The organism is Streptomyces sp. NPDC002206, from assembly GCF_053593595.1.
In genome coordinates this window covers 577,953-602,676 of sequence record NZ_JBSFCW010000002.1, presented here as the reverse complement: position 1 = coordinate 602,676, position 24,724 = coordinate 577,953, and the positions used below count along the sequence as shown (strand labels likewise).

General features: G+C 68.1%; 19 protein-coding genes and 1 pseudogene. 16 read left to right on the top strand and 4 right to left on the bottom strand.

The features are described 5' to 3' along the window. Positions 1-145: 145 nt before the first annotated feature. The 7 genes and pseudogenes from ACWCP8_RS07615 to ACWCP8_RS07585 all read left to right on the top strand — a co-directional run bounded on the left by ACWCP8_RS07615 (position 146) and on the right by ACWCP8_RS07585 (position 10,291). Positions 146-1,321, top strand: coding sequence for an ROK family protein (locus tag ACWCP8_RS07615; protein WP_451114767.1), 1,176 nt, complete (start codon positions 146-148; stop codon positions 1,319-1,321). 9 nt (positions 1,322-1,330) lie between these two features. Further along, on the top strand, positions 1,331-2,644 hold the full coding sequence (locus ACWCP8_RS07610) for an ABC transporter substrate-binding protein (RefSeq protein WP_382833305.1): 1,314 nt from the start codon (positions 1,331-1,333) through the stop codon (positions 2,642-2,644). A 21-nt stretch (positions 2,645-2,665) separates the two neighbouring features. Next, entirely contained in the window at positions 2,666-3,646 is a 981-nt protein-coding gene (locus ACWCP8_RS07605) for a carbohydrate ABC transporter permease (RefSeq protein ID WP_451114765.1), read from the top strand. Beyond that, positions 3,643-4,566 (top strand): carbohydrate ABC transporter permease, encoded by a 924-nt coding sequence (locus ACWCP8_RS07600; RefSeq protein WP_451114763.1) that lies wholly within the window; start codon positions 3,643-3,645, stop codon positions 4,564-4,566. Before ACWCP8_RS07605 ends, ACWCP8_RS07600 begins: the two co-directional genes overlap by 4 nt. A gap of 99 nt (positions 4,567-4,665) precedes the next feature. Beyond that, the gene (locus ACWCP8_RS07595; RefSeq protein WP_451114761.1) at positions 4,666-6,513 is read left to right on the top strand and encodes an alpha-galactosidase D; all 1,848 of its coding nucleotides are present in this window, start codon (positions 4,666-4,668) and stop codon (positions 6,511-6,513) included. Between the two features lie 140 nt (positions 6,514-6,653). Next, positions 6,654-9,080: pseudogene (locus tag ACWCP8_RS07590) on the top strand (glycosyl hydrolase family 95 catalytic domain-containing protein). After that, positions 9,077-10,291, top strand: a complete 1,215-nt coding sequence (locus ACWCP8_RS07585) for an SGNH/GDSL hydrolase family protein (RefSeq protein WP_451114759.1) — start codon at positions 9,077-9,079, stop codon at positions 10,289-10,291. Before ACWCP8_RS07590 ends, ACWCP8_RS07585 begins: the two are co-directional and overlap by 4 nt. Positions 10,292-10,581: 290 nt before the next feature. Here ACWCP8_RS07585 and ACWCP8_RS07580 read toward each other — a convergent pair whose 3' ends face one another. After that, entirely contained in the window at positions 10,582-11,661 is a 1,080-nt protein-coding gene (locus ACWCP8_RS07580; protein WP_352263482.1) for an NAD(+)/NADH kinase, read from the bottom strand. Between the two features lie 254 nt (positions 11,662-11,915). On the opposite strand from ACWCP8_RS07580, the gene ACWCP8_RS07575 reads away from it, so the two are divergent. Both ACWCP8_RS07575 and ACWCP8_RS07570 read left to right on the top strand, forming a co-directional pair. Then, positions 11,916-12,743: an aldo/keto reductase gene (locus tag ACWCP8_RS07575; protein ID WP_352263481.1), complete on the top strand. Its 828-nt coding sequence runs from the start codon at positions 11,916-11,918 to the stop codon at positions 12,741-12,743. Positions 12,744-12,891: 148 nt separating this feature from the next. Beyond that, entirely contained in the window at positions 12,892-13,686 is a 795-nt protein-coding gene (locus ACWCP8_RS07570) for an SDR family NAD(P)-dependent oxidoreductase (protein WP_352263479.1), read from the top strand. A gap of 231 nt (positions 13,687-13,917) precedes the next feature. Here the strand turns inward: ACWCP8_RS07570 and ACWCP8_RS07565 are convergent, their stop codons facing one another. Continuing rightward, positions 13,918-14,811 (bottom strand): aminoglycoside phosphotransferase family protein, encoded by an 894-nt coding sequence (locus ACWCP8_RS07565; protein WP_352263478.1) that lies wholly within the window; start codon positions 14,809-14,811, stop codon positions 13,918-13,920. 190 nt (positions 14,812-15,001) lie between these two features. Here ACWCP8_RS07565 and ACWCP8_RS07560 point away from each other — a divergent pair, with 190 nt between their 5' ends. Together ACWCP8_RS07560 and ACWCP8_RS07555 are read left to right on the top strand one after the other, a co-directional pair. Continuing rightward, entirely contained in the window at positions 15,002-15,583 is a 582-nt protein-coding gene (locus tag ACWCP8_RS07560) for an AAA family ATPase (RefSeq protein WP_451114756.1), read from the top strand. 501 nt (positions 15,584-16,084) lie between these two features. After that, positions 16,085-16,552 (top strand): nuclear transport factor 2 family protein, encoded by a 468-nt coding sequence (locus ACWCP8_RS07555; RefSeq protein ID WP_451114754.1) that lies wholly within the window; start codon positions 16,085-16,087, stop codon positions 16,550-16,552. Between the two features lie 285 nt (positions 16,553-16,837). On the opposite strand, the gene lpdA is transcribed toward ACWCP8_RS07555, so the two are convergent. Further along, positions 16,838-18,250: a dihydrolipoyl dehydrogenase gene (lpdA, locus tag ACWCP8_RS07550; protein WP_352263473.1), complete on the bottom strand. Its 1,413-nt coding sequence runs from the start codon at positions 18,248-18,250 to the stop codon at positions 16,838-16,840. 354 nt (positions 18,251-18,604) lie between these two features. Here lpdA and ACWCP8_RS07545 point away from each other — a divergent pair, with 354 nt between their 5' ends. Beyond that, positions 18,605-19,747: a hypothetical protein gene (locus tag ACWCP8_RS07545; protein WP_451114752.1), complete on the top strand. Its 1,143-nt coding sequence runs from the start codon at positions 18,605-18,607 to the stop codon at positions 19,745-19,747. A gap of 208 nt (positions 19,748-19,955) precedes the next feature. After that, positions 19,956-20,438, top strand: coding sequence for a hypothetical protein (locus ACWCP8_RS07540; RefSeq protein WP_451114750.1), 483 nt, complete (start codon positions 19,956-19,958; stop codon positions 20,436-20,438). A gap of 54 nt (positions 20,439-20,492) precedes the next feature. Here ACWCP8_RS07540 and ACWCP8_RS07535 read toward each other — a convergent pair whose 3' ends face one another. Then, the gene (locus ACWCP8_RS07535; RefSeq protein WP_451114915.1) at positions 20,493-21,425 is read right to left on the bottom strand and encodes an NADP-dependent oxidoreductase; all 933 of its coding nucleotides are present in this window, start codon (positions 21,423-21,425) and stop codon (positions 20,493-20,495) included. Between the two features lie 393 nt (positions 21,426-21,818). Between ACWCP8_RS07535 and ACWCP8_RS07530 the strand changes: the two genes are divergently transcribed. The 3 genes from ACWCP8_RS07530 (at position 21,819) to ACWCP8_RS07520 (ending at position 24,624) form a co-directional block, all read left to right on the top strand. Then, positions 21,819-22,514, top strand: coding sequence for a type 1 glutamine amidotransferase domain-containing protein (locus ACWCP8_RS07530; protein WP_352263468.1), 696 nt, complete (start codon positions 21,819-21,821; stop codon positions 22,512-22,514). 120 nt (positions 22,515-22,634) lie between these two features. Further along, positions 22,635-23,588: a LysR family transcriptional regulator gene (locus ACWCP8_RS07525; RefSeq protein ID WP_352263464.1), complete on the top strand. Its 954-nt coding sequence runs from the start codon at positions 22,635-22,637 to the stop codon at positions 23,586-23,588. Positions 23,589-24,186: 598 nt separating this feature from the next. After that, on the top strand, positions 24,187-24,624 hold the full coding sequence (locus ACWCP8_RS07520) for a hypothetical protein (protein WP_352263463.1): 438 nt from the start codon (positions 24,187-24,189) through the stop codon (positions 24,622-24,624). Positions 24,625-24,724: the final 100 nt, after the last annotated feature.

The following is a 24,724-nucleotide window of genomic DNA, read 5'->3' as shown; positions in this document are numbered from 1 at the left end:
GTCGGCAGCCAACTGCGCCTTTGATCAGCTGTCAACCCCCCGCGTCAGTATGGGATTTGCATGCTTCTTCCATGCTGAGTTGAGATTTCGAAAGAGCCTGTTTCTTTTATTGACAGCAGAAAAGAACACCCTCTACGTTTCGGCCATGCACTCGTCGCCCCGTCCCGAAGCAGTCCCGGTTCCGACGCCGGCCGCTTCTCTGGTCTTCACCACCACGCTGTCCCACGGCCCGCTCACCCGGGCCGAGATCGGCCGGCGGACCGGTCTCTCACCGGCCGCGGTCACCAAGGCTGTACGGCCCCTGATGGCGGCCGGTTATCTCGTCGAGGGCGTGGACGAGGAGGCACCGCCGTCTCTCGGGCGGCCCGCCAACCTCGTACGGGTGGACGGCGGCCGCGCACTGTTCATCGGAGTCAAGGTCACCGGGGACGAGATCATCGCGGTCCTGACCGACCTGTGCTGCCGCATCCGGGTCGCCCGGCACGTCCGCGTCACCACCCGTGATCCCGGCGCCGTGCTCGCCTCGACCGCCGCGCTCGTGCAGGAACTCCTCACGGAGGCCGACGGGTTCGGGGTGCGGGTGAGCGGCATGGGTCTCGCGGTGTCCGGAGATGTGGACCGCGCCGCCGGAGTGGTCCGCTACTCACCGTTCCTGGACTGGCACGACGTGCCGCTCGCCGAGCTGGCGCAGGCCGTGACGGGTCTGCCCGTCACGGTCGACAACGACGTCCGGGCCCTGACGGTGGCCGAGCAGTGGTTCGGGGCCGGGGTGGGAGTGCCGGACTTCGCGCTGGTGACCGTCGGTGCGGGCATCGGCTGCGGTCTTGTGGTGCACGGCAGGGTGGTCTCCGGTGCGCACGGCGTGGCCGGCGAGATCGGGCATCTGTCCATCGACCCGCAGGGACCGGCGTGCCACTGCGGCAACACCGGGTGTGTGGAAGCCATCGCCGGTGACGCCGCCATCATCCGCCGGGTCGGCGAGGTGACCGGACTGCCGGTCACCGACTCCGCGCAGGCCCTTGAACTCGCGCACCGTGGCGATCCCGGGGCCCGGGAGGTGTACGCACGGGCCGGGGAGGCCATCGGACGGGCCATCGGGGCCGTCGTCAATGTCCTCGGACCCCAGCGGGTGATCATCTCGGGCGAGGGCCTGGCGGCGTACGACCTGTTCGCCGAGCAGATCCGCGACACCTTCGCCGCGGCCGCCTTCGGTACCGCCGCCCAGTGCGACGTGATGACACGTCCGCTGCCCTTCGAGGAATGGGCGCGCGGGGCCGCGGCGACCGCGATCCAGTCCTTCATCGGTACAGAACACGTATGAGGAGCAGTAATGACGATGCAGAGCCGCATCCTGTCGCCCGTCACCGATCCCAGCCGCCGCACGGTGGTCCGAGGCACGCTCGGAGTCGGCGCCACCGCACTGGCCGCGCCGCTGCTGACGGCCTGCGGCGGCGGTCCTTCGGCCGACCCGAAGACGGTGACCTTCGGATCGAACGGAGCGGATGCCACACCAAAATCCGCCTACGCGGCGGTGACCAGTGCCTTCACCAAGGACAGCGGTCTCAAGGTCAAGACGAACACCGTCGACCATGACACGTTCCAGAAGAGCATCTCCACCTATCTCCAGGGCACACCGGACGACGTCTTCACCTGGTTCGCGGGCTACCGCATGCAGTACTTCGCCAAGAAGGGGCTCGCCCGACCGCTCGACGACGTCTGGGACACCATAGGTTCCGGCTTCAGCGACGCCGCGAAGCAGCTCTCCAAGGGCGAGGACGGCAAGTACTACTTCGTCCCGCTGTACAACTACCCGTGGGCCGTCTTCTACCGCAAGAGCGTGTTCAAGGAGCGCGGGTACGAACCGCCCCGCACCTGGAGCGAATTCACCGCACTGGCCAAGCAGATGAAGAAGGACGGCCTGTCGCCGATCGCCTCCGGATACGGCGGGGGCGACAGCTGGTCCATCCTCGGCGCCTTCGACTACCTGAATCTGCGGGCCAACGGATACGACTTCCACATGTCGCTCATGCGGGGTGAGGTCTCCTGGACCGACCGGCGTACGAGCCGGACCCTGGACCTGTGGCGTGAGCTCAGCCCCTACTACCAGCAGGGCGCGGGCGGCCGCTCGTGGCAGGACGCCGCTCAGTCACTGCTCGACAAGAAGTCCGGCATGGCGGTCATCGGGCTGTTCCTGGGACAGCAGATCACCGACGAGAAGCTGCGCGCGGACATCGACTTCTTCGCCTTCCCAGAGATCGACGCAGCCCACGGCCAGGACACGGTCGAGGCGCCCACCGACGGGTTCATGCTCAGCCGCAAGCCGAAGAACGAGGAGGGCGCGGCCCGCCTCCTCGAATTCCTCGGCAGCGCCCAGGCGGAGAACCTGTACATGGGGGCCGACCCGAGCAATGTCGCCGTCCACTCCGCTGCGGACACCGGCTCGTACAACGCCCTGCAGAAGAAGTCCGCGGAACTCATCGCCTCGGCGAAGCACATCACGCAGTTCGGTGACCGCGACAGCGACCCGGGCTTCGTCTCCACCGTCGTACTGCCGGGCCTGGCTCAGTGGCTGGGCCACCCCGACGACGGCTCGGCCCTGCTGAAGAAGATCGAGTCCCAGCGCTCGCGCTTCTTCACGGCCTGATCCGGACCGGGAAGGTTCACCATGTCCTCCGTAGGCTCGGCGCCCCCCGCCTCCCCTCCCCGGGCGCCCGCCCCGGCGCGCCCCGACGCCCCGCGTGCCCACCCACGGCCGCTGCGGCTCGGCCGCGGTGACCGCCTCTTCCTCACGGTCATCGTCGGTATTCCGCTGCTCGCCCTGCTGGTCTTCGTCTGGCTGCCGGCGCTGGCCTCCATCGGACTGTCCTTCACCAGCTGGGACGGCATCGAACCGAGTGACATCCGCTGGGTCGGTCTGGACAACTACCTGGAGATCTTCACCAATTACCCGCCGTTCTGGCCCGCGGTGCAGCACAACGTCGTCTGGCTGCTGTTCACGGCGCTACTGCCCACCCCGTTCGGCATCTTCCTCGCGTACCAGCTCGACCGGAAGATCAGGTTCACCCGCTTCTACCAGACTGCGATCTTCCTGCCCATGGTGCTCTCGCTCGCCGTGGTCGGCTTCATCTGGGAGATCATCTACAACCCCGACAACGGGCTTCTCAACGGCATCCTGAACGGGGCGGCACCCGGCCATCACATCGACTGGCTGGGCGATCCGGACCTCAATCTGTGGGCCGTCCTCATCGCCTCGGCCTGGCGGCACACCGGCTACATCATGATCCTCTATCTGGCCGGTCTGAAGGGCTTCGACCCCGCCCTGAAGGAAGCGGCCTCGCTCGACGGCGCCGATGGACGCCAGACGTTCCTGAAGGTGGTCTTCCCGGCACTCAAGCCGGTCAACATCATCATTCTCGTCGTCACCGTCATGGAGTCGCTGCGGGCGTTCGACATCGTCTATGTGCTCGGCGGCGGTGTCGGCAGCAAGCCCGGCATGGAGCTCCTGTCGCTCCTGATCACCGACAACATCATCGGCGAGTCCAGCCACATCGGTTACGGCTCCGCACTCGCGGTCGTCCTGCTCATCGTCTCGCTGCTCGCCATCGGGACCTTCCTTGCCCAGACCTTCCGCAAGGAGGACCAGTGACCGCGACCGTCACACCGCCGGCCGCCGGCCCGCGCACCCGCCGCGCGCCGCTCCCGGACGCGGGCCCTGCGCGCCCGAGGCGACAGACCGGACGGCATGTGCTGCTCGGCGGGATCGCCTTCCTGTGGCTCGTTCCGCTGCTGTGGGCGGTGTACACCTCGCTGCGGCCCTACTCGGACACCAGCAGGCACGGCTACCTCTCCCTGCCGCACAGTCTCGGCTTCGAGAACTTCGGCACCGCCTGGCGCCAGTCGGGGATGCCGCACTTCTTCTGGAACTCCGTCCTGATCACCGTTCCGGCGGTCCTCGGCACGCTGCTCTTCTCCGCCGCGGTGGCCTTCTTCGTCTCCCGGTTCGACTTCCGCTGGAACGTCGTCCTGCTGATGCTCTTCACCGCGGGCAACCTGCTCCCTGCCCAGGTGCTGATCACTCCGCTGTACCGGCTCTACCTGCTGATCCCGCTGCCCGGCTGGATGAGCGACTCGTTCCTGCTCTACAACTCGGTGTGGGGCATCATCGTCATCCACATCGCCTACCAGTGCGGCTTCTGCACCTTCGTCCTCAGCAACTACATGCGGACGATCCCGAAGGAGATCACGGAGGCGGCGCTGGTGGACGGCGCCCCGGTGTGGCGCCAGTTCTTCCAGATCGTGCTGCCGCTGTGCCGTCCCGCGTTCGCGGCGCTCGCCACCCTCGAATCGATCTGGATCTACAACGACTTCTTCTGGTCGCTCGCCCTGATCGAGACCGGCGACAAACGCCCGATCACCTCGGCACTCGCCAACCTCCAGGGCCAGTACTTCACCAATCCCAACCTCATCGCGGCCGGCGCACTGATGACCGCGATCCCGACGCTGCTCGTGTACTTCGCGCTCCAGCGCCAGTTCATCAGCGGGCTCACCCTCGGTTCGGGCAAGTAGCGAACCCTGTCCCGCGCTGCGCAGCCCTGCACTGCACGCAACCGGAACACCGCACCACTACCGAATCCCTTCGCCGAGAAAGCAAAGAGGTCCCCTCTCATGCGGTCACCCACCCGCCCCGCCGCGAGAGCCCTGCGCTCCGCGCTGGTACTCGCCGTCACCGCCGGCCTGGCAGTCGCCGTGCCGACGGCGCAGGCTGCCCCGTCCGAGGCCCCCGCCACCTCCCCCGTCGCCACCACCGCGGTGGCCGACGCAGCCGGCACCGGCGAGGACGGCATGGCCCAGAAGCCGTACATGGGCTGGAGCAGCTGGAGCCTCCAGACCACCTCGTACCCGGGGATCAATCCCGACGGCAACTACAGCTATCTCACCGAAGCCAACGTCAACAAGCAGACGGACGCCCTGGCCTCCAAGCTCAAGAAGTACGGCTACGAGTACATCAACATCGACGCCGGCTGGTGGCGCGGCTGGGACTGGACGCCGGAGTTCGACGCGTACGGACGCCAGAAGGCCGACAAGGCACGCTTCCCGAGCGGGATGAAGGCGGTCGCCGACCGTATCCACGGCAAGGGTCTCAAGGCCGGCATCTATCTGCCCGTCGGTCTGGAGAAAGAGGGATACGGCGAGGGTAAGCTGCCGATCTGGAACACCGACAACTGCACCACCGGTGACATCGTCTACAGCGATCTGCGGACGACCAACGGCTGGGACAGCTCGTACAAGCTCGACTTCTCGAAGCCGTGCGCCCAGAAGTACGTCGACTCGCAGGCGCAGCTCATCGCCGACTGGGGCTACGACTTCCTCAAGCTCGACGGCGTGGGTCCCGGGTCCTTCAAGAGCGGTGACAACTACGACAACCGTGCGGACGTCGCGGCCTGGCAGAAGGCCATCAAGAGCACCGGACGGCCCATCCATCTGGAGATCTCCTGGTCGCTCGACATCAATTACGCCAAGGACTGGAAGGCCACGTCCAACGGATGGCGCGTCGACACGGATGTCGAGTGCTACTGCAACACGCTGGTGTCGTGGGAGAACTCCGTCGAGGACCGGTGGCGTGACACTCCCGGGTGGACGCGGTACGCCGGCCCCGGCGGCTGGAACGACCTCGACTCGATCAACGTCGGCAACGCCGCCATGAGCGGCCTGACCAAGGCCGAGCGGCAGAGCTACATGACGCTGTGGGCGATCGCCAAGTCGCCGCTGTTCAGCGGGGACGACCTCACCCAGCTCGACGACTACGGCCTGTCGCTGATGACCAACCGCGATGTGCTGAAGATCAACCAGCAGCCGGGGAAGCCCGCCAAGCCCGTCACCTCGGTCGGTGACGAGCAGGTCTGGGCGGCCCAGAACCCCGACGGAAGCTACACCGTCGCCCTGTTCAACCAGGGTGACTCCGCCTCCCCGGTGACAGCCGACTGGTCGGCCCTCGGCTTCACGGGCCAGGCGTCCGTACGTGACGTGTGGAACAGCGAGAGCCTCGGCCGGTACAAGGACGGCATCACCCAGGCCCTGCCGGCCCACGGCTCGCGCCTGTTCACCGTCACCCCGCAGGGCCCCGCACTGAAGACGACGGCGTACGAGGCGGAGTCCCCGGACAACGTCCTGACCGGTTCCGCGTCCGTCGCCGACTGCGCCGAGTGCTCGGGCACGAAGAAGGTCGGCAACCTGTATCTGGGCGGCACGCTCCAGTTCACGCACGTCGTCGTCAAGCAGGCCGGCCGCTACCTGATCAACGTCGCCTACACGTCGGGGGATCCGCGGTCGATCGGCGTGTCCGCGAACGGCAAGGCGCCCGTCGCGACGGCCTTCCCGTCCACCGGGGGCTGGGGAGCCGCCGACACGATCAGTGTGCCGGTCACGCTGAAGGCCGGCAGCAACACCGTCACCTTCGACAGCGGTACGGGCTACTCACCCGACATCGACAAGATCGACGTTCCGCTCCGGTAGCCCCGTCGCACGACCACATCCGGGGGCGCGTCCTGATCGGCGCGCCCCCGTCCCGTGCTGCCCCTGCCCGCGCTCGCGCCCAGGTCTCCCCCGACACCGCACCGCGCCCTCCGCCATGTCCGCAGGAATGGAGTAGTCCCGTGAACGACCAGCATCCGCACACCCCTGCGCAGCCCAGCACCAGCACCAGCCGCCGTCGCGTGCTCTCGCTCGCCGCCGCCGTCGGATCGCTCACCGCTCTCGGCGGCCTCCCCGCCTTCGCCGCCACCGCCCCGCCGAAGCGCCCCACCACGTCCCCGATGCTTGCCGAGGGCCAAGGTTCGACGACGCGGATGTGGTATCGCGCACCGGCCGGCGAGAAGACGATGCTGGAGCGGGCGCTGCCGGTCGGCAACGGCCGGCTCGGCGCTCTCGTCGGCAACGACCCCTCGCACGAACTGCTCTTCGTCTCCGACGCCACCATGTGAACCGGCGGGATCAATGACGTGCTGGAGCAGGACGGGCAATTCCCTTACGGGCGGACTGATTTCGGCAGCCTCACCCAGCTGGCTCACGTGACGGTCGACATCCCGGAGCACGATCTCGGCACGGTCAACAGCTACCGCCGCGAGCTCGATCTCGCCCAGGGCCTGGTCACCTCCAGCTATATCCGCTCGGGTGTGTCCTTCGAGCGCCGCGTCTTCGCAAGTCAGCCGGACGACGTGATCGTCGTGCAGTTCTCCCAGCGCGGTGGCGGTCACTACACCGGCACCGTCTCGCTCGACGGCACGCACGACGAAACGACATCGGCGGACGGCGCACACGACAGCCTTTCCTTCGGCGCCGAGTTCACCAACGGGCTCCGCTACGGCGCCGCGGTCACCGCGCACAGCATGAGCGGATCGGTCACCACCCAGGGCTCGAAGATCGTCTTCACCCGGTGTGCGGATCTGACGGTCGTGATCAGCGGTGGTACGAACTACTCCCCCGACCCGAAGGCCGGCTACCGGGACGCTGACCTCGACCCGGCCGCACTCGCCAGGACCAAGGTGCGGGCCGCCGTGCGCCATTCGCCCACCACACTGCTGCACACCCATGTGGCCGACTACCGCGACCAGTTCGACGGTATGCAGATCTCGCTGGGTCCTTCCACGGCCGAGCAGCGGGCGCTCGACACCTGGGAGCGGCTGAAGGCGCGGACCCAGCAGGACGAGCCCGACCCGGAGTTCGAAGCGCTGTACCTCCAGTTCGGCCGCTATCTGATGATCAGCAGCTCCCGGGGCGGCCTTCCGGTCGCCCTCCAGGGCCCGTGGCTGGACGGCAACGACCCGGACTGGATGGGTGATTACCACACCGACATCAACATCCAGATGAACTACTGGATGGCCGACCGCACCGCGCTCTCCCGCAACTTCGACGCGTTCACCGACTACTGCCTCTCTCAGCTCCCGGTCTGGACGGAACTCACCCATAGTCTGTTCAACGATCCGCGCAACCGGTTCCGCAACTCCTCGGGCAGAATCGCCGGCTGGACCGTGGCGTACTCCACGAACATCTACGGCGGCCTGGGCTGGTGGTGGCACCCCTCGGGCAGTGCCTGGCTGTGCAACACCCTGTGGGAGCACTACGAGTACACCCAGGACCGGCAGCATCTCGCGAAGATCTACCCGCTCCTCCAGGGCGCCTGCGAGTTCTGGGAGACCCGGCTGCTGACCATGACGGTCACCGACACGGACACCGGCAAGGAACGTGAGGTCCTCGTCGCCGACAAGGACTGGTCGCCGGAGCACGGCCCCCAGGACGCGAAGGGCATCACCTACGCCCAGGAAGTGGTGCGGGACCTCTTCGCGCACTACCGCGAGGCCAGTGCGCTGCTCGGCAGGAACGCCGCGTACAGCAAGACCGTCGCCGGGCTCCAGGAGCGGCTGTACATGCCCGAGGTCAGCCCGAAGACCGGCTGGCTACAGGAATGGATGTCCCCGGACAACCTCGGCGAGACCACTCATCGCCATCTCTCCCCGCTGGTGGGCCTGTTCCCGGGCGACCGCATCCGGCCCGACGCGTCGCCCGCGGCGTTGGTGAAGGGCGCGACCGAACTCCTTACCGCGCGTGGGATGGAGAACTTCGGCTGGGCGAACGCCTGGCGGTCCCTGTGCTGGACGCGACTGAAGCACGCGGAGAACGCGTATCGGCTGGTGATCACCAATCTGAGGCCGTCCGTCGACGGCAGCAACGGCAGCGCGATGAATCTGTTCGACATCTACGAGACCGGGAAGGGCCGCGGGATCTTTCAGATCGAGTCCAACTTCGGTACTCCCGCCGCCATGATCGAGATGCTGCTCTACTCACGCCCCGGACACATCGAACTGCTCCCCGCGCTGCCCACCGCCTGGGCGCGCTCCGGCTCGGTCACCGGCATCGGGGCGCGCAGCGGTTTCGTCGTCGACCTGAGCTGGCGCGACGGCAGGGTCCGCGAGGCCACCATCCGAAGTGTCGGTGGGCGCAGGACCACGGTCACCGCAGGTGGCATCTCGCACGACGTCGACCTCCGCTCCGGGGAATCCGTCACGCTGCGGAACTTCCGATGAGCGGCGCGGCGCACCGCGCCCTGATCGCGGTCGTGGCCCTCGCCGCCACAGTTCTCGCCCCCGCCCACGCCACCGCCGCCGCAACTCCCGTACCCGACCGATCGGTGGTCACCTGGGCGGCCAGCGCGGACCGGCTGGGCGAGGCCCCGTCCGACCGCAGCTACCGTCTGGTCGTCCGCACCAGCGTGGGCGGCAGCGGAATGCGCATCCGGGTGTCCAACGCGTTCGGCGACCGGCCACTGGTCATCGGCAGCGCATACGCCGGGCTGAGCAGGAGTGGTGCCCTGCTCGTCGCGGGCTCCAACAGGAAGCTGCGCTTCGACCGGGCGACGTCCGTGACCCTGGCGCCGGGCGAGATCCGCTACAGCGATCCGCTGCCCGGGAGGACCGAGGCCGGCAGCGATCTGGCGGTCAGCCTGTACGTACGGACGGCGGGCGGTCCCGCCACCGGGCACGGGATGGCTCTCCAGACGTCGTACGCGACCACCGGGGACCACGCGGACGAGGAACGGGACGGCGCGTACACGGAACAGGTCGGGTCGTGGTTCTACCTCGACGCGGTCAGCGTGGACACCGGCCCCGACACCGGCGCCGTGGTCACCCTCGGCGACTCCATCACGGACGGCTGGCAGTCCACCACCGACAAGAACCTGCGCTGGCCCGACTTCCTGGCGCGCCGGCTGCACGGGGCGCCGGGCTCCACGGTGCAGGGTGTGGCCAACGCGGGGATATCCGGGAACCAGGTCCTGGTGGACGGCGCCGGGCAGAGCGCGCTCGCACGTCTCGACCGCGACGTGCTGTCGCTGCCCGGGGTGCGCACGGTGGTCCTGTTCGAGGGCGTCAATGACATCAAGTCCCACAGCGGTGTCACGGCGGCCTCGCTGACGGCGGGCTACCGCCGGATCATCGACCGGGCCCACGCGGCGGGGAAGTGCGTCGTCGGCGCCACCGTCCTCCCCTACCAGGGCTGGTCGGAGTGGGATCCGCAGGGGGATGCGGTACGCGTGGAGGTGAACGAGTGGATCCGCACCAGCGGCGCGGTGGACGCGGTGGCGGACTTCGACAAGGTCCTGCGCAGCCCGTACAACCCGCAGCGGCTGCTGCCGACGTTCGACGGAGGGGACCATCTGCATCCCAACGACAAGGGCATGCAGGCGATGGCGGACTCGATCGACCTCGGGGACCTCGAGTGCGACGGCGCGAGCGGGTGAACCCGCGCGGGAACAGGTGAACCCACGGTCACGCCCACGTCCTGACGCCACGCCGGCCGTTCGGCGCGCCCGGGTGGAGATCCGTCAGCCGTGAGCCGACCCAGGGCCCATCGGGACCGCATGTGTCACCGCGCGTGATCCCGACGGGCCGAAGGCCGGTCTTGGCGCAGCGGCTGCCCCGGCAACGTGGGCAGCGGCACAGGACAGTGCCCCGCGGAAGCCGAAAGCACCCGGTGAACGCGGCAGTCATCACGGAGGGCGGCATCCGACGGCTGTCCCCCGGGCCCGCCTCAACCACCGCCAGGCGCGTCCCTGTCCGCCAGGGACAAATGGAGATGTGCCAGGTCGCGCGGAACCGGACCGTCAGGACGGAAGAGCGGTGCGCTCTCCCCGTAGGCAGCCGTGGCCGGAGCATCCGTGAGGCGAAGACGTGTGCGCAGCCGCCCGTAGAAGTCGTGCGGGCCGAGTCTGATGACCCGCAGTCGACGCGGTGCCGCGTACACCCCGAGCCAGTCCCCGGCGTCCAACACGCCACGCAGATGGCCGTCGATCGTCACCGCTCCCTGTCCCGAATGGGGCAGGACCCGGACCGCGATCGGTTCGTCCGGCGCTACGACCACCGTGCGGTCGAAGGTCATGTGCGGCGCAACGGGTGTGAAGATGACGGCATCCATGCGGGGTGAGACCACCGGACCGCCTGCGGCGAAGCTGTAGGCGGTCGACCCGGTGGGGGTGGCCATGATGACGGCATCGGCCGAGTACGAGGCAAGGAGCCGGCCGCCGACATAGACGCCGAGGCTCACCTGCCGGTCACGCGCCAGCTTCTCCACGACGACGTCGTTGAGAGCGGTGACATCCAACGCCACACCCCAGCCCTCCGCCCCGGCCTCCGCGTCCCGGTCGACCTGAGGCGGCGGCAGCATCGGACGTCGTCCGTAGCCCATCAGAGCGTCGATGTCCTTGGGCACCTCGAGCACCCGGGAGGCCCTCATCGTCAGCAGCATGCGTTCCTCGACCGCCGCTCTTCCGCGGTGGACGGCGTCGAGCGCCCGGACGACGTCCTCGGCCGGCACCTCGGTCAGGAAGCCGACACGGCCCAGGTCGATCCCCAGAACGGCGCCACCGGTCTTGGCAGCGATCCTGGCGCCGCGCAGAAATGTCCCGTCGCCTCCGAGCGTCACAATGAGATCGGGGTTGCCCGCGACATCGGCCTCCTCCCGGCCGCCGCGCCGACGTTCGTCGTCGCGCCACACGTCGATGTCCGTGCATGGAATGTCTTCACCTGCACACCAATCGCGTACGACGCGCGCCGCGACGACGGCCTCGGGGCGGCCCTGGTGGACGACGACCCCCACCCGCTCGACACTCATCTCGGTCCAACTCCCCGCGATCCGACGATGTCCTCACCCCACCTTGACGGCCCGAGGGTGTGCCGGCCCGTCGCCGGGCCGACACACCTCTCTCTCCATCAGGCGATCGGGTCCGCCAGGGCGCCGCAGGACCCGTCGACGGGGCCTGCGGGTGGCCCTTGTGGGAGGCCTGCCGTCACCCTTCAGGGTCTTTCCCGATCCCCTGTACGCGCCTTGCCGCCGTTGCCGATCCTCAACACGGAAGGATCAGGGCCATGAGCATTCCCACTCCGAACGTCACGCTCAACAACGGTGTTGTGATGCCGCAGCTCGGTTTCGGCGTCTTCCAGATTCCGGACGAGGAAACCGCCACCGCCGTCACCACCGCCCTCGACTGCGGCTACCGGAGCATCGACACGGCAGCGGTCTACGGCAATGAGACCGGCGTCGGCCGGGCTCTGGCGTCCTCCGGCATCCCCCGCGAGGAACTGTTCGTCACCACCAAACTGTGGAACGAGGACCAGGGCCACGAGAGTGCCCTGGCTGCCTTCGATGCCTCACTGAACCGGCTCGGCCTGGACTACGTGGATCTCTACCTCATCCACTGGCCCGCCCCGGCACGCGCCACATACCTTGACACCTGGCACGCCCTCGAGAGGATCTACGCCGAGGGACGGGCGCGCGCCATCGGCGTGTCCAACTTCCAGCCCGCTCACCTGCAGCGGCTGCTGGAGCACAGCGACAGCGTCCCCGCCGTCAACCAGATCGAATTGCACCCTCGGCTCCAGCAGAACGAGCTGCGCGCCTTCCACGCCCAGCACCGCATTGTCACCGAGGCATGGAGCCCGCTCGCTCAGGGAGCCCTGCTCACGGACCAGGCGATCACCACCATCGCCGAGCGTCACGGCATGACCCCCGCGCAGGTCATCCTGCGCTGGCACCTGCAGCTCGGCAATGTCGTCATCCCCAAGTCCGTCACCCCCGAGCGCATTCGCGAGAACCTTGACGTCTTCGACTTCGAACTCACCGACGCCGACGCCCGGGACATCGCCGCCCTCGACAGCGGCACCCGAACCGGCCCCGACCCCGACAGCTTCAATTAGCGGATGCGTGAAGGCCGCTGGACGGCGCCCCCACCGCCCGGGCGGCTGTGTTCGCCCGTCGCACGCTCGCCGGCTGCCGGCCTCCGAACACCGTCGCACCGACCGGCGACGGGCCGTGTCGCACCAACCACGTGTCTGAGGAGAAACCGTGCTCATCGATCTCACCGGCAAGACCGCGCTCGTCACCGGATCCACGCAAGGTATCGGTTTTGCCATTGCTGCGGGGCTGGCCCATTCCGGCGCCCGCGTGGCTGTCAACGGCCGCCGACCGCAGTCCGTGGACGATGCCATCGAGAAACTGCGGCAGGAAACGGACCGTGACTGCTTCATCGCCGCGCCCGGCGACATCACCACCGACGACGGCGCCCGGCAGGTCATCGAGGCAGCCCCGGACGTCGCCATCCTTGTCAACAATCTGGGCATCTTCGGGGCGACACCTGCCCTGGAGATCAGTGACGAGGCGTGGCGCCAGTACTTCGACGTGAATGTTCTGTCCGCCGTCAGAATGATCCGCGCCTATCTCCCCACCATGAAGGACCGCTCCTGGGGGCGAGTTCTGAACGTCGCAAGCGATTCGGCCGTGGCCATCCCGGTGGAGATGATCCACTACGGCGTGTCGAAAACGGCTCTGCTCGCCGTCACGCGGGGCTTCGCCAAGGACGCCGCCGGCACCGGAGTCACCGTCAACTCGATCATCGCCGGGCCGACTCACACCGGCGGCGTCGAGGATTTTGTGTACGAACTCGTCGACCCCGGTCTTCCCTGGGACGAAGCGCAGCGGGAGTTCATGGTCAAGCACCGGCCTCAGTCGCTCCTGCGGAGACTGATCGAACCGGAAGAGATTGCAAACATGGCTGTCTATCTCAGCTCGGACCTCGCCTCCGCGACGACCGGCGGGGCCGTGCGCGCGGACGGTGGATACGTCGACTCCATCCTCCCCTGACAGGTCACGCGCGCCAGGATCACCGCAGCGACCGTCTCGTGAGAGTGGCTTCGCGCGGGCGGTCGAGGAACTCGGTGTCGGAGAGCCGGCAGAGGCCCTGTCGTGCCCCCGGCGGCGAGACGGGACGGGGAATCGAGCCGGCCGCATAACTCGACGGCCGCCGCTCGTGGGTGCCTCGAAACGGATGATTCCACCTGGTCCCTCGCGGGACCCGTGTCCTCGCAGCGTCTCCTAGCGATCAGCGCACTGGGAGGCGAGTACCTCACGGATGACGTGGCGGGCGTTGGCGGAAATGATCGGGTTTGTATTGCGGAAGTACGGGAGTTGGATGACGGCCATGGCCAGGGCCCAGCCACGGCCGCGCGCCCATGTCGCGTCGTCGACGTCCACGGCGTCCCGGAACGCGTCCCTGGTCGAGGACGGCAGCAGGTTCCACGCGGGGATCAGGTCGCAGGCGGGGTCACCGACGCCGACGGTGGCGAAGTCAAGCACCGCGGTGAGCCTGCCTCGGGCGACGAGCAGGTTGCTCGGCATAAGATCGGAATGTGCCCAGCGGGGTGCTGCGCTCCATGGCCGCGCGGCGAGCGCGTCCTGCCAGGCAGCCGCGGCCGCGTCGGCGTCGAAGTCTTCGTCGGCATGGCGCAGTTCCTCGATCGCAGCGCGTGTCCGGGCATCGACCTTCGCCAGCGGAGTCCCTCGGTAGGCGCTGGGCCCGCCTTCGACATGGATGTTTCGCATTGCCTTGATGAACTCGGCCAGATCACACGCGAGGAGCTCGGGCTTGTCGAGGTGGCCCTCGACCGGGCTTTCACCTTCGATCCACCGATGCACCGACCACGCCCACGGATATCCCTCGGCGGCTTCCCCCGTCGCGACCACGGTCGGAACAGTGACGGGCAGAGCGGGAGCGAGCTTGCGCAGCCACCGTTCCTCCCGCTCCAGATCCTTGGCGCCGCCCTCCGTGAGGGGCAGCCGGACGGTCAGTGTGTCGCCGAGCCGGTAGACCGCATTGACCGTACCCCCAGAGGCCAGCCGCTCGACCGGCAAATCCGCCCACTGCGGAAAACGTCCACTGACCAGCCGCCTGACGAGGTCTGCGTCGATGTCCGTCTCATCAGCATGCATCTTGACCATCCGCCAAAGAAATGCCCGAAGAGCCCAGCCCGTCAACTGATTTCACCCGGCGACGCGCATCGCCGGGCGCTTCGCTGCGCCCCGCTTTTCGTCTCACGCCTGGACCGAGTGGCCGTCGACTCGGCGGATCACGCGAAGCGCGTACTCTCAGGGTCTTTATCGCTGTGTTTGGAGAACTCGTATGAGCTTGAATCCGGTACCCATCGACCGCGAGTCGGCCGCCGGGGCTGTCCTGCTGACCGGCATCCCGGGCAGTGGGAAGTCCACGGTGGCCGAAGCGCTGGCCGGCCGGCTCCGGATGTCGGCCCATATCGAGGTGGACGCACTCCAGCAGATGATCGTCAGCGGTGGGCAATGGCCCTCTCCGGCCGAAAACGCGGAAGCCGACCGGCAGATCTTCCTGCGGGCCCGCAACGCGTGCCTTCTGGCGGACAGCTTCGCGCGGGCGAGTTTCATCCCGGTGCTCGACGATGTTGTGGTCCGCCGTGCCCACCTCGACTTCTATCGCACAACGCTGGCCGTCGTGCCGCTCCATGTCATCGTTCTGGCTCCCGGCCCGGCGGTCGCGTGGCAGCGCAACCAGACCCGGGAGAAGGTCCTGACCACGGACTGGTCTCCCCTGGATACGGCGCTGCGCTCCGAACTCGGGCAGCAGGGAACCTGGATCGACAACGCTGATCAGACGGTTGAGGAAACAGTCGGGGCGATCCTGTCCGCGACCGGTCTGGCGTCGATCCCCGAAGTCGATCAGCCTCTGCAATGATCGCCAGGTGGCGCGTGGAGCTCTGACGGCTACCCAGCGGGTCGGGCCGGCGCCGTTGTCGCCCGAAGCTGCTGCGCGCGGCGTCCTGGCCCCCTCCGCGATTTCGGCTCGCCGGATCCTGTCGTGCTGCTGGGCGAGTGGCGCCTGCCGCTGTCGGAGATCCGTCTGCTGCGGTGACGGGCCCTGAGTCGGCCTCAGCGCGTTACCGAGCACGCAATGCCGCAAGCACTCGTTCAGGTCAGGCGTGGAAGCGTCAGCCGGATCGGCGGGTGTCCTGGGATCGATCGGGATCGGCGCGTGCCGACACGACGACAGCCGGTGCACGTGTCGGTACCGAATTCACCCAGATCGCAATGACTCCCCTGGCGGGCTGCCCGGCGAGGACGGCCGGCACCACGTTGGTGCCGCGAAACGCCAGGCGGAGTGGGTGCGGTCGACTGGCAAGCGGGTACAGGCAGCCCTAGCGTCGAAGTCAGAGCGCCCGAGCCTGAAGGAGCAGTCATGACCGCACGTCCGCCTGTCCCCCCGTTCACGCGGGAGACCGCAATCGAGAAGGTCCGCCAGGCAGAGGACGGATGGAACACACGGGACCCCGAGAAGGTCGCCCTGGCCTACACGGAGGACTCACGTTGGCGCAACCGGGCGGAGTTCGTGACGGGACGCGATGAGATCGTCGCGTTCCTGACGCGCAAGTGGACCCGCGAGCTCGACTACCGGCTGATCAAGGAACTTTGGGCGTTCGACGGCAACCGGATCGCGGTGCGGTTCGCGTACGAGTCGCACGACGACTCCGGCAACTGGTACCGCTCCTACGGCAACGAGAACTGGGAATTCGATGAGAACGGGCTGATGGCCGTACGGCACGCCTGCATCAATGACCTGCTGATCAAGGAAACGGACCGCAAGTACGACTGGCCGCTCGGTCGCCGCCCCGACGACCACCCCGGTCTCAGCGACCTCGGACTCTGATCCCGGAGCCGCTCCTGCGGCGCCCGAAGCGTTGTGGGCCCCGCGTGGCGCGGCGCGGGGTCGCGCAGCCAATCGCCGGCTCCCCGAAGGGCAGGTGCACGAGGCCCGCTCCGGCCATCACGCCTACGACGGGCGGGTGCTGCCGCGCCCGACCGGGTGGTTGCAGAAGGCGGGCATGGCGCAGCCACCGCCGGGCGAGGTGCCGTCCGGGGCGGATTCATGGTCTTCCCCGGCCCCTGGCGACGGAGCCGACGGAGTCCGGGGGCAACGTGTGGCGCCGCCTTCTCACATGTTGATCATGTGCCCGGCGAGCCCGTGCACGGCCTCCTTGACCGCCTCGCCCAGCGTCGGGTGCGCGTGGACGTTGCGAGCCACCTCGTGGACCGTCAGGTCCCACTGCTGGGCCAAGGTGAGCTCTGGCAGCAGTTCGGTGACGTCCGGACCGATCAGGTGGGCGCCGATGATCTCCCCGTACTTCGCGTCGCTGATCAGCTTCACGAAGCCGGTCGTGTCGCCCAGTCCGTGAGCCTTGCCGTTCGCGGTGAAGGGGAACTTGGCAACCTTGACGTCGAAGCCCTTCTCCCGTGCCTGCGCCTCGGTCCAGCCGAAGCTGGCAACCTGCGGCTGGCAGTACGTGGCGCGCGGGATCATCGGGTAGTCGAGCTCCATGGTCTCGGCTCCCGCGATGGTCTCGGCCGCGACCACGCCCATCGCCTCGGCGGCGTGCGCGAGCATCAGCTTTGCGGTGACGTCGCCGATCGCATAGATGTGCGGTACGGATGTGCGGCAGCGGCCGTCGATATCGATCGCCCCGCGCTCGGTGACCTGTACACCGGTTTTCTCCAGGCCGTAGTCGGTGACGTTCGGTGCGAAGCCGATCGCCTGCAGAACCTTGTCGGTCTCCAGGACCTGTGGTGCACCGTCCTTGCCGATGACCGTGACGCGGACCTGCGGGCCGGACTCATCGATCGAGTCGACGCGGGTGGAGGTGAGCACATCGATGCCCAACTTCCTGTATTGCCGCGCCAGTTCGGCAGAGACGTCCGCGTCCTCCAGCGGCGCCATCCGGTCCAGGAATTCAACGACGGTGACCTTCACACCGTAGTTGTGCAAGACATACGCGAACTCGACACCGATGGCCCCGGCGCCGGCGACCACGATGGACTGCGGCAGGTCCTCCGCAAGGATCTGCTCCTCGTACGTCACCACGCGTGAGGTGCGGCGGGTTCCGGGCAGCAGCTTCGGAGTCGCTCCGGTGGCGATGATGCAGTGGTCGAAGCCGATCGTCCGGGTCGAGCCGTCGAAGAGGGCCACGTCGAGCGTGTGCGCGTCCACGAACGTGCCACGGCCGCTGATCTCCGTGATCCCGTTCTTCTTCATCAGGTAGTGGACACCCTTGACCCGGCCGTCCGCGACACGGCGGCTGCGCCGGAACGCCTCACCGTAGTCGAAGGAAACCTGTCCTTCGACCTTGATGCCGAAGGTCTTGGCCTCGCGTGTGACGATGTGCGCCAGCTCGGCGTTGCGCAGCAGGGCCTTGGTGGGGATGCAACCGACGTTCAGACAGACGCCGCCCCAGTATTTGGCCTCGACAACGGCGACGCGCTTGCCCAGCTGGGCTGCTCGAATGGCGGCGACATATCCGCCTGGGCCTGCTCCGAGTACGACGACGTCGAAGCGCTCACCTTGCTCATCCATGGAGAGTTCCTTTCTGACGGGGATCGGCTCGGCCACCGTTGAGAGCCGACTCATCCTGTTCGAACAGCCTGTGCACCGGCCGGGCGGCTGTGGTTTCCGACACCCGTCCGCGGGAGGAACATCACCCGGAAGACAATGCGGGCGATGGGCCGGCCGGTCACATCATCGCTCGTGCCGGATCGGCTCGGCACGCCGGTCGCGCAGACGCTCCGTCTCTCGCCCGTCGTTTCCGTGCGCCGCACGGCGGAGCCGCAACGCTCGGCCGGGTGCAGTACGGCGCGAGCTCCCGGGTCCTCGCCCCGAATTTACCGGGCCGCGCAGAACTACCTCACGCCGCTGTCCGGCTTCACCGACATGCGTAACGCGATGGCCCTCGCCGCCAAGTCCCTGAAGGTCCCCGGGGACGACCTCGCCGTCATCCGCAAGGCCTTCGACACCCACGGCATCGTGGACAGCTGGGAGCAGCAGGCCGGCACCCACGACGGCACCACCATCGGCGCCCGGGTGCTGCCCGCCTACGAGGTGTACGGCGGCGTGCACGAGCAGGCCGCGCAGATCAACGGCGACGTCTACGCCATCAGCCACGGCGACGCGATCGCCTGGGACCGGGGCGGCGCCGCCTTCAACATCACCGTCGGCCGCTTCAGCAAGCTGCACGGCAACGCGGAGCACGAAATCGCCCAGGACGACGCCTACCTGCTCGACCCGTCCTTCGACGACGACCGCATCGTCTTCACCCGGATCACCGCCGACGGCATCGGCATCTACGCGGCGGGGAACAAGGGACAGGGCGCGATCAAGAAGCTGGTCGACGACCCCGCCGCCGACGAGACCGAGCCGGTCACCGACCACGGCGACCTCGCCTGGATCCGCACCACCCCCGACGGCGAGCAGGACGTCATGCTCCGCAGGGCCGACGGCACCACTGTCAACGTGACACCCGAGCCCGGCACCAGGGCCGGCCGACTGGCGATGAAGCACGGCAGCATCGCCTGGGCCGGCGGCGCCGACCGCAGTTACGTCAGGCTCTACGACATCGCCGCCGGCACCACCCAGAGCAAGCGGATCGGTGGCTTCCTCTTCAACTCCGTCGGCGACATCCAGTTCACCTCCGACCGCATCTTCTGGCGGGAGAACAGCAGCCTGTTCGGCTCCACGAACTTCATGTCCGCGCCGCTGAACGACCTGGCCAAGTGGGCGAAGCTGACGGGGACCTACCTCGCCCAGTTCTCCGTCAGCGACAACTACTTCGCCTACCCGACGTACGACGCCTGGAGCGGCCTCGGCGCCTGGAGCGGGCCGGACAAGATCAAGGTCCAGGTCGCCGGTACCGCCGACGTGGTCGCAGGGACCGGCGCCTTCAGCCGCGCATCCTGCTCGTCCGGCGCCCAGCCGGCCCCGTCCCTCGGTGACGGCCAGCGGGTGGCATGGCTCGACACCACCGCCGCCGACACCGACGTGGTGACCCGAGCCACCTTCGCGGGCACCTGCGAATAACATCCGCCACGCGTCGGAGGCGGTCACCGGATAATCCGGCGGCCGCCTCTTCGCGTACGGGCGTCGGAACACTCGTCGACCTCCTGGCGCACGCCAGTACCTGCCCGAACCATCAGGGCACTCGGAACCGTTCACGAACGTTGCCGACAAGGAAGCACGCGTCGAGAAGAGTGCCCGCGGGGGCACCCGGGTTCGGGTTCGGGTCGGCATGACAGTGATCGCGGAAGTGCGCGGAGCGGGCGGCTGGTGTGGCGCCGAGGTCGCCATCAGCGACGAGTGGCGGGTCGAGCTCAGCGCCGTCCATCAAGCCGAACTGCGCGCCGCAGTCGGCGCCGTGGAGTCGGCCGGCCTCGGTCTCGTCGACTTCTCACGCGAGGACTTTCCGTTGCCGACACTCGGTCCCCTGCTCCACAGCCTCGTCTGCGAACTGATGGACGGCCGCGGTTTCGTGCTGCTGCAGGGCGCACCCGTCGCCGATCTGAGCGAGCAGCAATGCGAGATCCTCGCCCTGGGAGCGGGCCGACACGTCGGCCGCACCGTGAATTTACGCGCGGGCGACATGCAGTTCCTGAACAACCACGCCACCCTGCACAGCCGCATCGAGTACGTGGACCACCCCGAGCCGAAGCGCCGCCGTGACCTCGTCCGACTCTGGCTGAGCGCCGACCGGGACCGGCACGCGCCGTCCTGAAGGACAGGACGAGCACGGTCAAGCACGGCAGCAGCGAGCCGGCCCCGGGGTTGCCTACTCCACGACCAGGACGATCTTGCCGGTCGTTCGGCCGGTCTCCCCCAGCGCGTGGGCCTTGGCCGCATCCGTGAGGGGGAAGGTGGCCTCGATGTGGGCGCGGAGAGAGCCGGTCTCGACGAGATCCGCGATCGCCTTCATGCCCGCGTGGTCGGACTCGACGAGGAGCGTCTCGACGCGGATGCCCAGCCCGGCGGCCTTCGCTGCCTCCTTCGGCGAGCCGCCGTTCAGGAGGGAGACGAGAATCCCGCCGGGGCGGAGTACGTCGAGGGAGCGGGCGCGGGTCTCGCCGGAGAGGGGGTCGAGGACCATGTCGATGTCCTGAACGGCGTCGGCGAAGTCGACGGTGCGGTAGTCGATGACTTCGTCCGCACCCAGCTCGCGTACGAAGTCGTGTTTGGGCGCGCTCGCGGTGCCGATCACGTATGCGCCAAGGGACTTGGCGATCTGTACGGCGAGGTGGCCTACGCCGCCGGCCGCGGCGTGGATGAGGACGCGCTGCCCGGGCCGGACTTCGGCGGTGTCGACGAGTGCCTGGTAGGCGGTGAGGGCAGCGAGCGGAAGTGCGCCCGCCTGGACGTGATCGATGTCGGCCGGCTTGCGGGCAAGGGCGCGGGCGGGGGCGGTCACGTACTCGGCGTGGGAGCCGACGCCGTACGGGTAAGGCAGCATGCCGAAGACCTCGTCGCCCGGCTTGAAGAGGGTGACCCCGTAGCCGACGGCCTCGACGACCCCGGAGACGTCCCAGCCGAGAACGAGCGGAAGGCGGTCGAGGAACAGGCGGTTCGCCCGGTGCTTCCAGTCGGTGGGATTGACGCCGGCCGCCCGGACGGCGACCAGAACCTGGCTCGGGCCCGGGACAGGTCTGGGGAGCCGGACTTCCCTGAGTACATCCGGGGTTCCGTAGGCGTCCTGACTGATCGCGCGCATGGTGGCCTGGCCGGTGTTGTTCGTCATGCGTCCAGCGTGCCGGTCCTCGCCGTTCCGTGCCACGGGGTGCATGCGATCTTTCATCGGGATCCCGACATTGGTTCCCGCAGGTGGCACTGGATCCTGACGTCTCCTTTCCCGCGCGCCCTGCACACAGGGACTGAGAATCAGCGCAAGTCAGCTGATTGGATGATATTTACTCTGAGCCATTGGAATTTTGATGGCTGCCATTCGGATCCCCATTGGAAATGCATGGATTGCCGTCCTAACTTCGAGGACATCGCCGCACTGACGATCCGGCCCCGGAGGGTCGGAGTTCGCAGGACGTAGGAGCGTGCGATCCGAATCCCCCATCCCATGGGCCCGAGCGGGCCCCGTTCCCGGAGACCACTCATGTCGAAGATCCTTTTCGTGATGACCGGCGTCGACCACTGGACGCTGGCCGACGGCACGAAGCACCCCACCGGTTTCTGGGCGGAGGAGGCCGTCGCCCCGTACGAGGCGTTCAAGGCGGCCGGGCACGAGATCGTTGTCGCCACGCCCGGCGGCGTCGTCCCGACCGTGGACAGGGGCAGCCTGGCACCCGAGTTCAATGGAGGGCAGGAGGGTGCGGACAAGGTCGCTGCCACGCTCGCCTCGATCACCGAGCTCCAGCACCCGATCACGCTGGCGGACGTGAACCTCGACGACTACGCGGCCGTGTTCTACCCCGGCGGCCACGGCCCCATGGAGGACCTCGCCGTCAACCCGGCCTCCGGCCGGATCCTCATCGACTCCCTCGCCTCCGGCAAGCCGCTCGCGGTCGTCTGCCACGCCCCGGCCGCGCTCCTGGCCGCCGAGAAGCCCGACGGTTCCAACGCGTTCGCCGGCTACAAGGTGGCCGCGTTCACGAACGTCGAGGAGACCCAGGCCGGTTTCGCCGACAAGGCGAAGTGGCTGCTCGAGGACCGTCTGACCGAGGCGGGCGTGGAGGTGCAGGTGGGCGAGCCGTGGGTCCCGAACGTCGTCGTCGACCGCAACCTTGTCACCGGCCAGAATCCCGCCTCGTCCGCCCCGCTCGCCACCGAGGTCCTCAAGAAGCTGGCCTGACGATGAGTGCCGACCGGCTCGCAGAGGTCCTCGACGCCAATGACAACTGCCTCACCCGGTATGACGTACGGCGCACGATGGACGACATGCACTCCCATAAGAATGCCTATATTTATCTGCATGGAGCATAGGGATTCAGATGAGCCGCGGGTGGTGCCGCACGCCGGTCCGGCACCGCTCGCAGACCTCAACCTCCTGCGTACCTTCCTCGCCGTCTACCGCGTCGGCTCCTTCACCGCCGCCGCTCATCTGCTGGGCCTGTCCCAGCCGACGGTGACGACGCAGATCCGTTCCCTGGAACGACAGACCGGCCGCGAGCTGTTCGAACGCCTCCCGCGCGGCGTCTCCCCCACTCCGATCGCTCACGACCTCGCGACCCGCGTCGCGGGCCCGCTCGACGCCCTCGCCGCCACCGGCCGGGATCCCGCCGCGCAACCGCACGCGCGCCCCGACCCCGTCCACCTCGCAGGGCCGGCCGAGTTCCTCGCCGAGCGCGTCCTGCCGGGCCTCGCCCCGCTCGTCGCCGACGGCGTACGGCTGCGGGTCACGACAGGGCTGACCGACCCCCTCCTGGACGAGCTGCGGCACGGCCGACACGACCTCGTCATCGCCACCGTCCGCCCACGTGGCCGGACCCTGGCCTCGGTGCCCCTCGTCGACGAGGAGTTCCTCCTGGTCGCCGCCCCCGCCGTGGCCGAGCGCACCAAGCCACTTCTGGCCGCCGACGGCCCCGCCGCACTGCACACGGTGCCGCTCATCACGTACGCGGACGACCTTCCGATCGTCCGCCGCTACTGGCGTCACGTCTTCGGGGCCCGTCTGAACCGCGAGGCCGCCGTGACCGTCCCCGACCTGCGGGCCGTGCTTGCCGCGGTCAAGGCGGGCGCCGGGTTTTCGGTCCTCCCGCATTACCTGTGCCTGACCGACATGGCCGGGGGCTCCCTGGCCCTCCTCCATGAGACGGACGACCCGCCCATCAACACCAGCTACCTCGTGCAGCGCCCCGGCACCCCCGACAACCCGAATGTCACACGAGTCCGGGACCACCTGCTGGGCCTCGTCCGCAACTGGTGACATCGACCGTGGGATCCAGGACTTCGGGGCGCGTACATGTGCGCGGGCTACTCGTCGTAGCCCTGCGCCACCTGCTCGTTCCACACGTCCGCGTCCATGACGTCGAAGGCTGACACGCTGTCAGGCAGGCAAGCCGCTGGATTTTCCCGCCTGTCGATCGCTACGCCACGCTGATCCAAACTGCTGCTCACGCAGCGGCAGTCACGGACTTCGCTCGGCCCGCAGCATCCATTCGGTCAGTGCGCAACGTCCGCGTCCGTGCGGCCCGGCCTTGCCGGCCGGCCCGGTGAGTGCTCACGCCGCGATGCCGAGTTCCGTACGCGTCACGCGCCGGTCGATCACGAGGAGCGCCCATTCCTCTCAGCGCGGGGGGCTGAGAGAAGACGAGGCCAATGGGTGCATATTTACTACTTTGCGAAGTTGTTACCTGTGTGGGTGGTGCGTCCCCGGGCTCGGCCGTAGCGTCGATAGCGGAACATCCGTTGAGGAGAGGCCGGAAGCGCCGTCAGGCGCCTGCTCCGGATCCGCGGCCCGCACCGCGGCGCGAGCCGGGCGTACGCGAGGCCTCACGGGCCGGAGAGACTGCTGGGGAGCGGACATGCAGAGACTCAAACTGAAGACAGCGATCCTGATCTGTGCCGCGGTGTCCCTCACAACAGCAGTCGTACCGGCATCGGCTACCACAAAGCCGAAGTCTCCCAACACCGTGATCATCGACTGCTTCTCGGACCCTCAAGCACGCCCGGACACGTTCCTGATTGCCTGCGGGGACGGCAACAGCATCCTCACCGCGCTCCGGTGGTCGGCCTGGAAACCGAAATTCGCCACGGGCAGCGGGCTCAACGTACTGAACGACTGCCAGCCCTACTGTGCTGCAGGCAAGTTCCACTCCTACCCTGTGGCCGTCAGGCTCGATCGCCCGGAGCCATGGCATAAGCATGCTGGGCAACGGCACTACACCCAGATGCACCTCGTCTACACGGGCCACAGGCCGCCGGAGATGCCGAGAGAAGTGACCTACCGCCTCTGGAACTGACGGTTGGCCCAAGTCACTCGACGCAGCGCGTTCAACGGCCGCCTACCGCACTCGGCGGGGTTGTGCCACATGTACCGCCGGCGGACGAAAACTCTCCTCG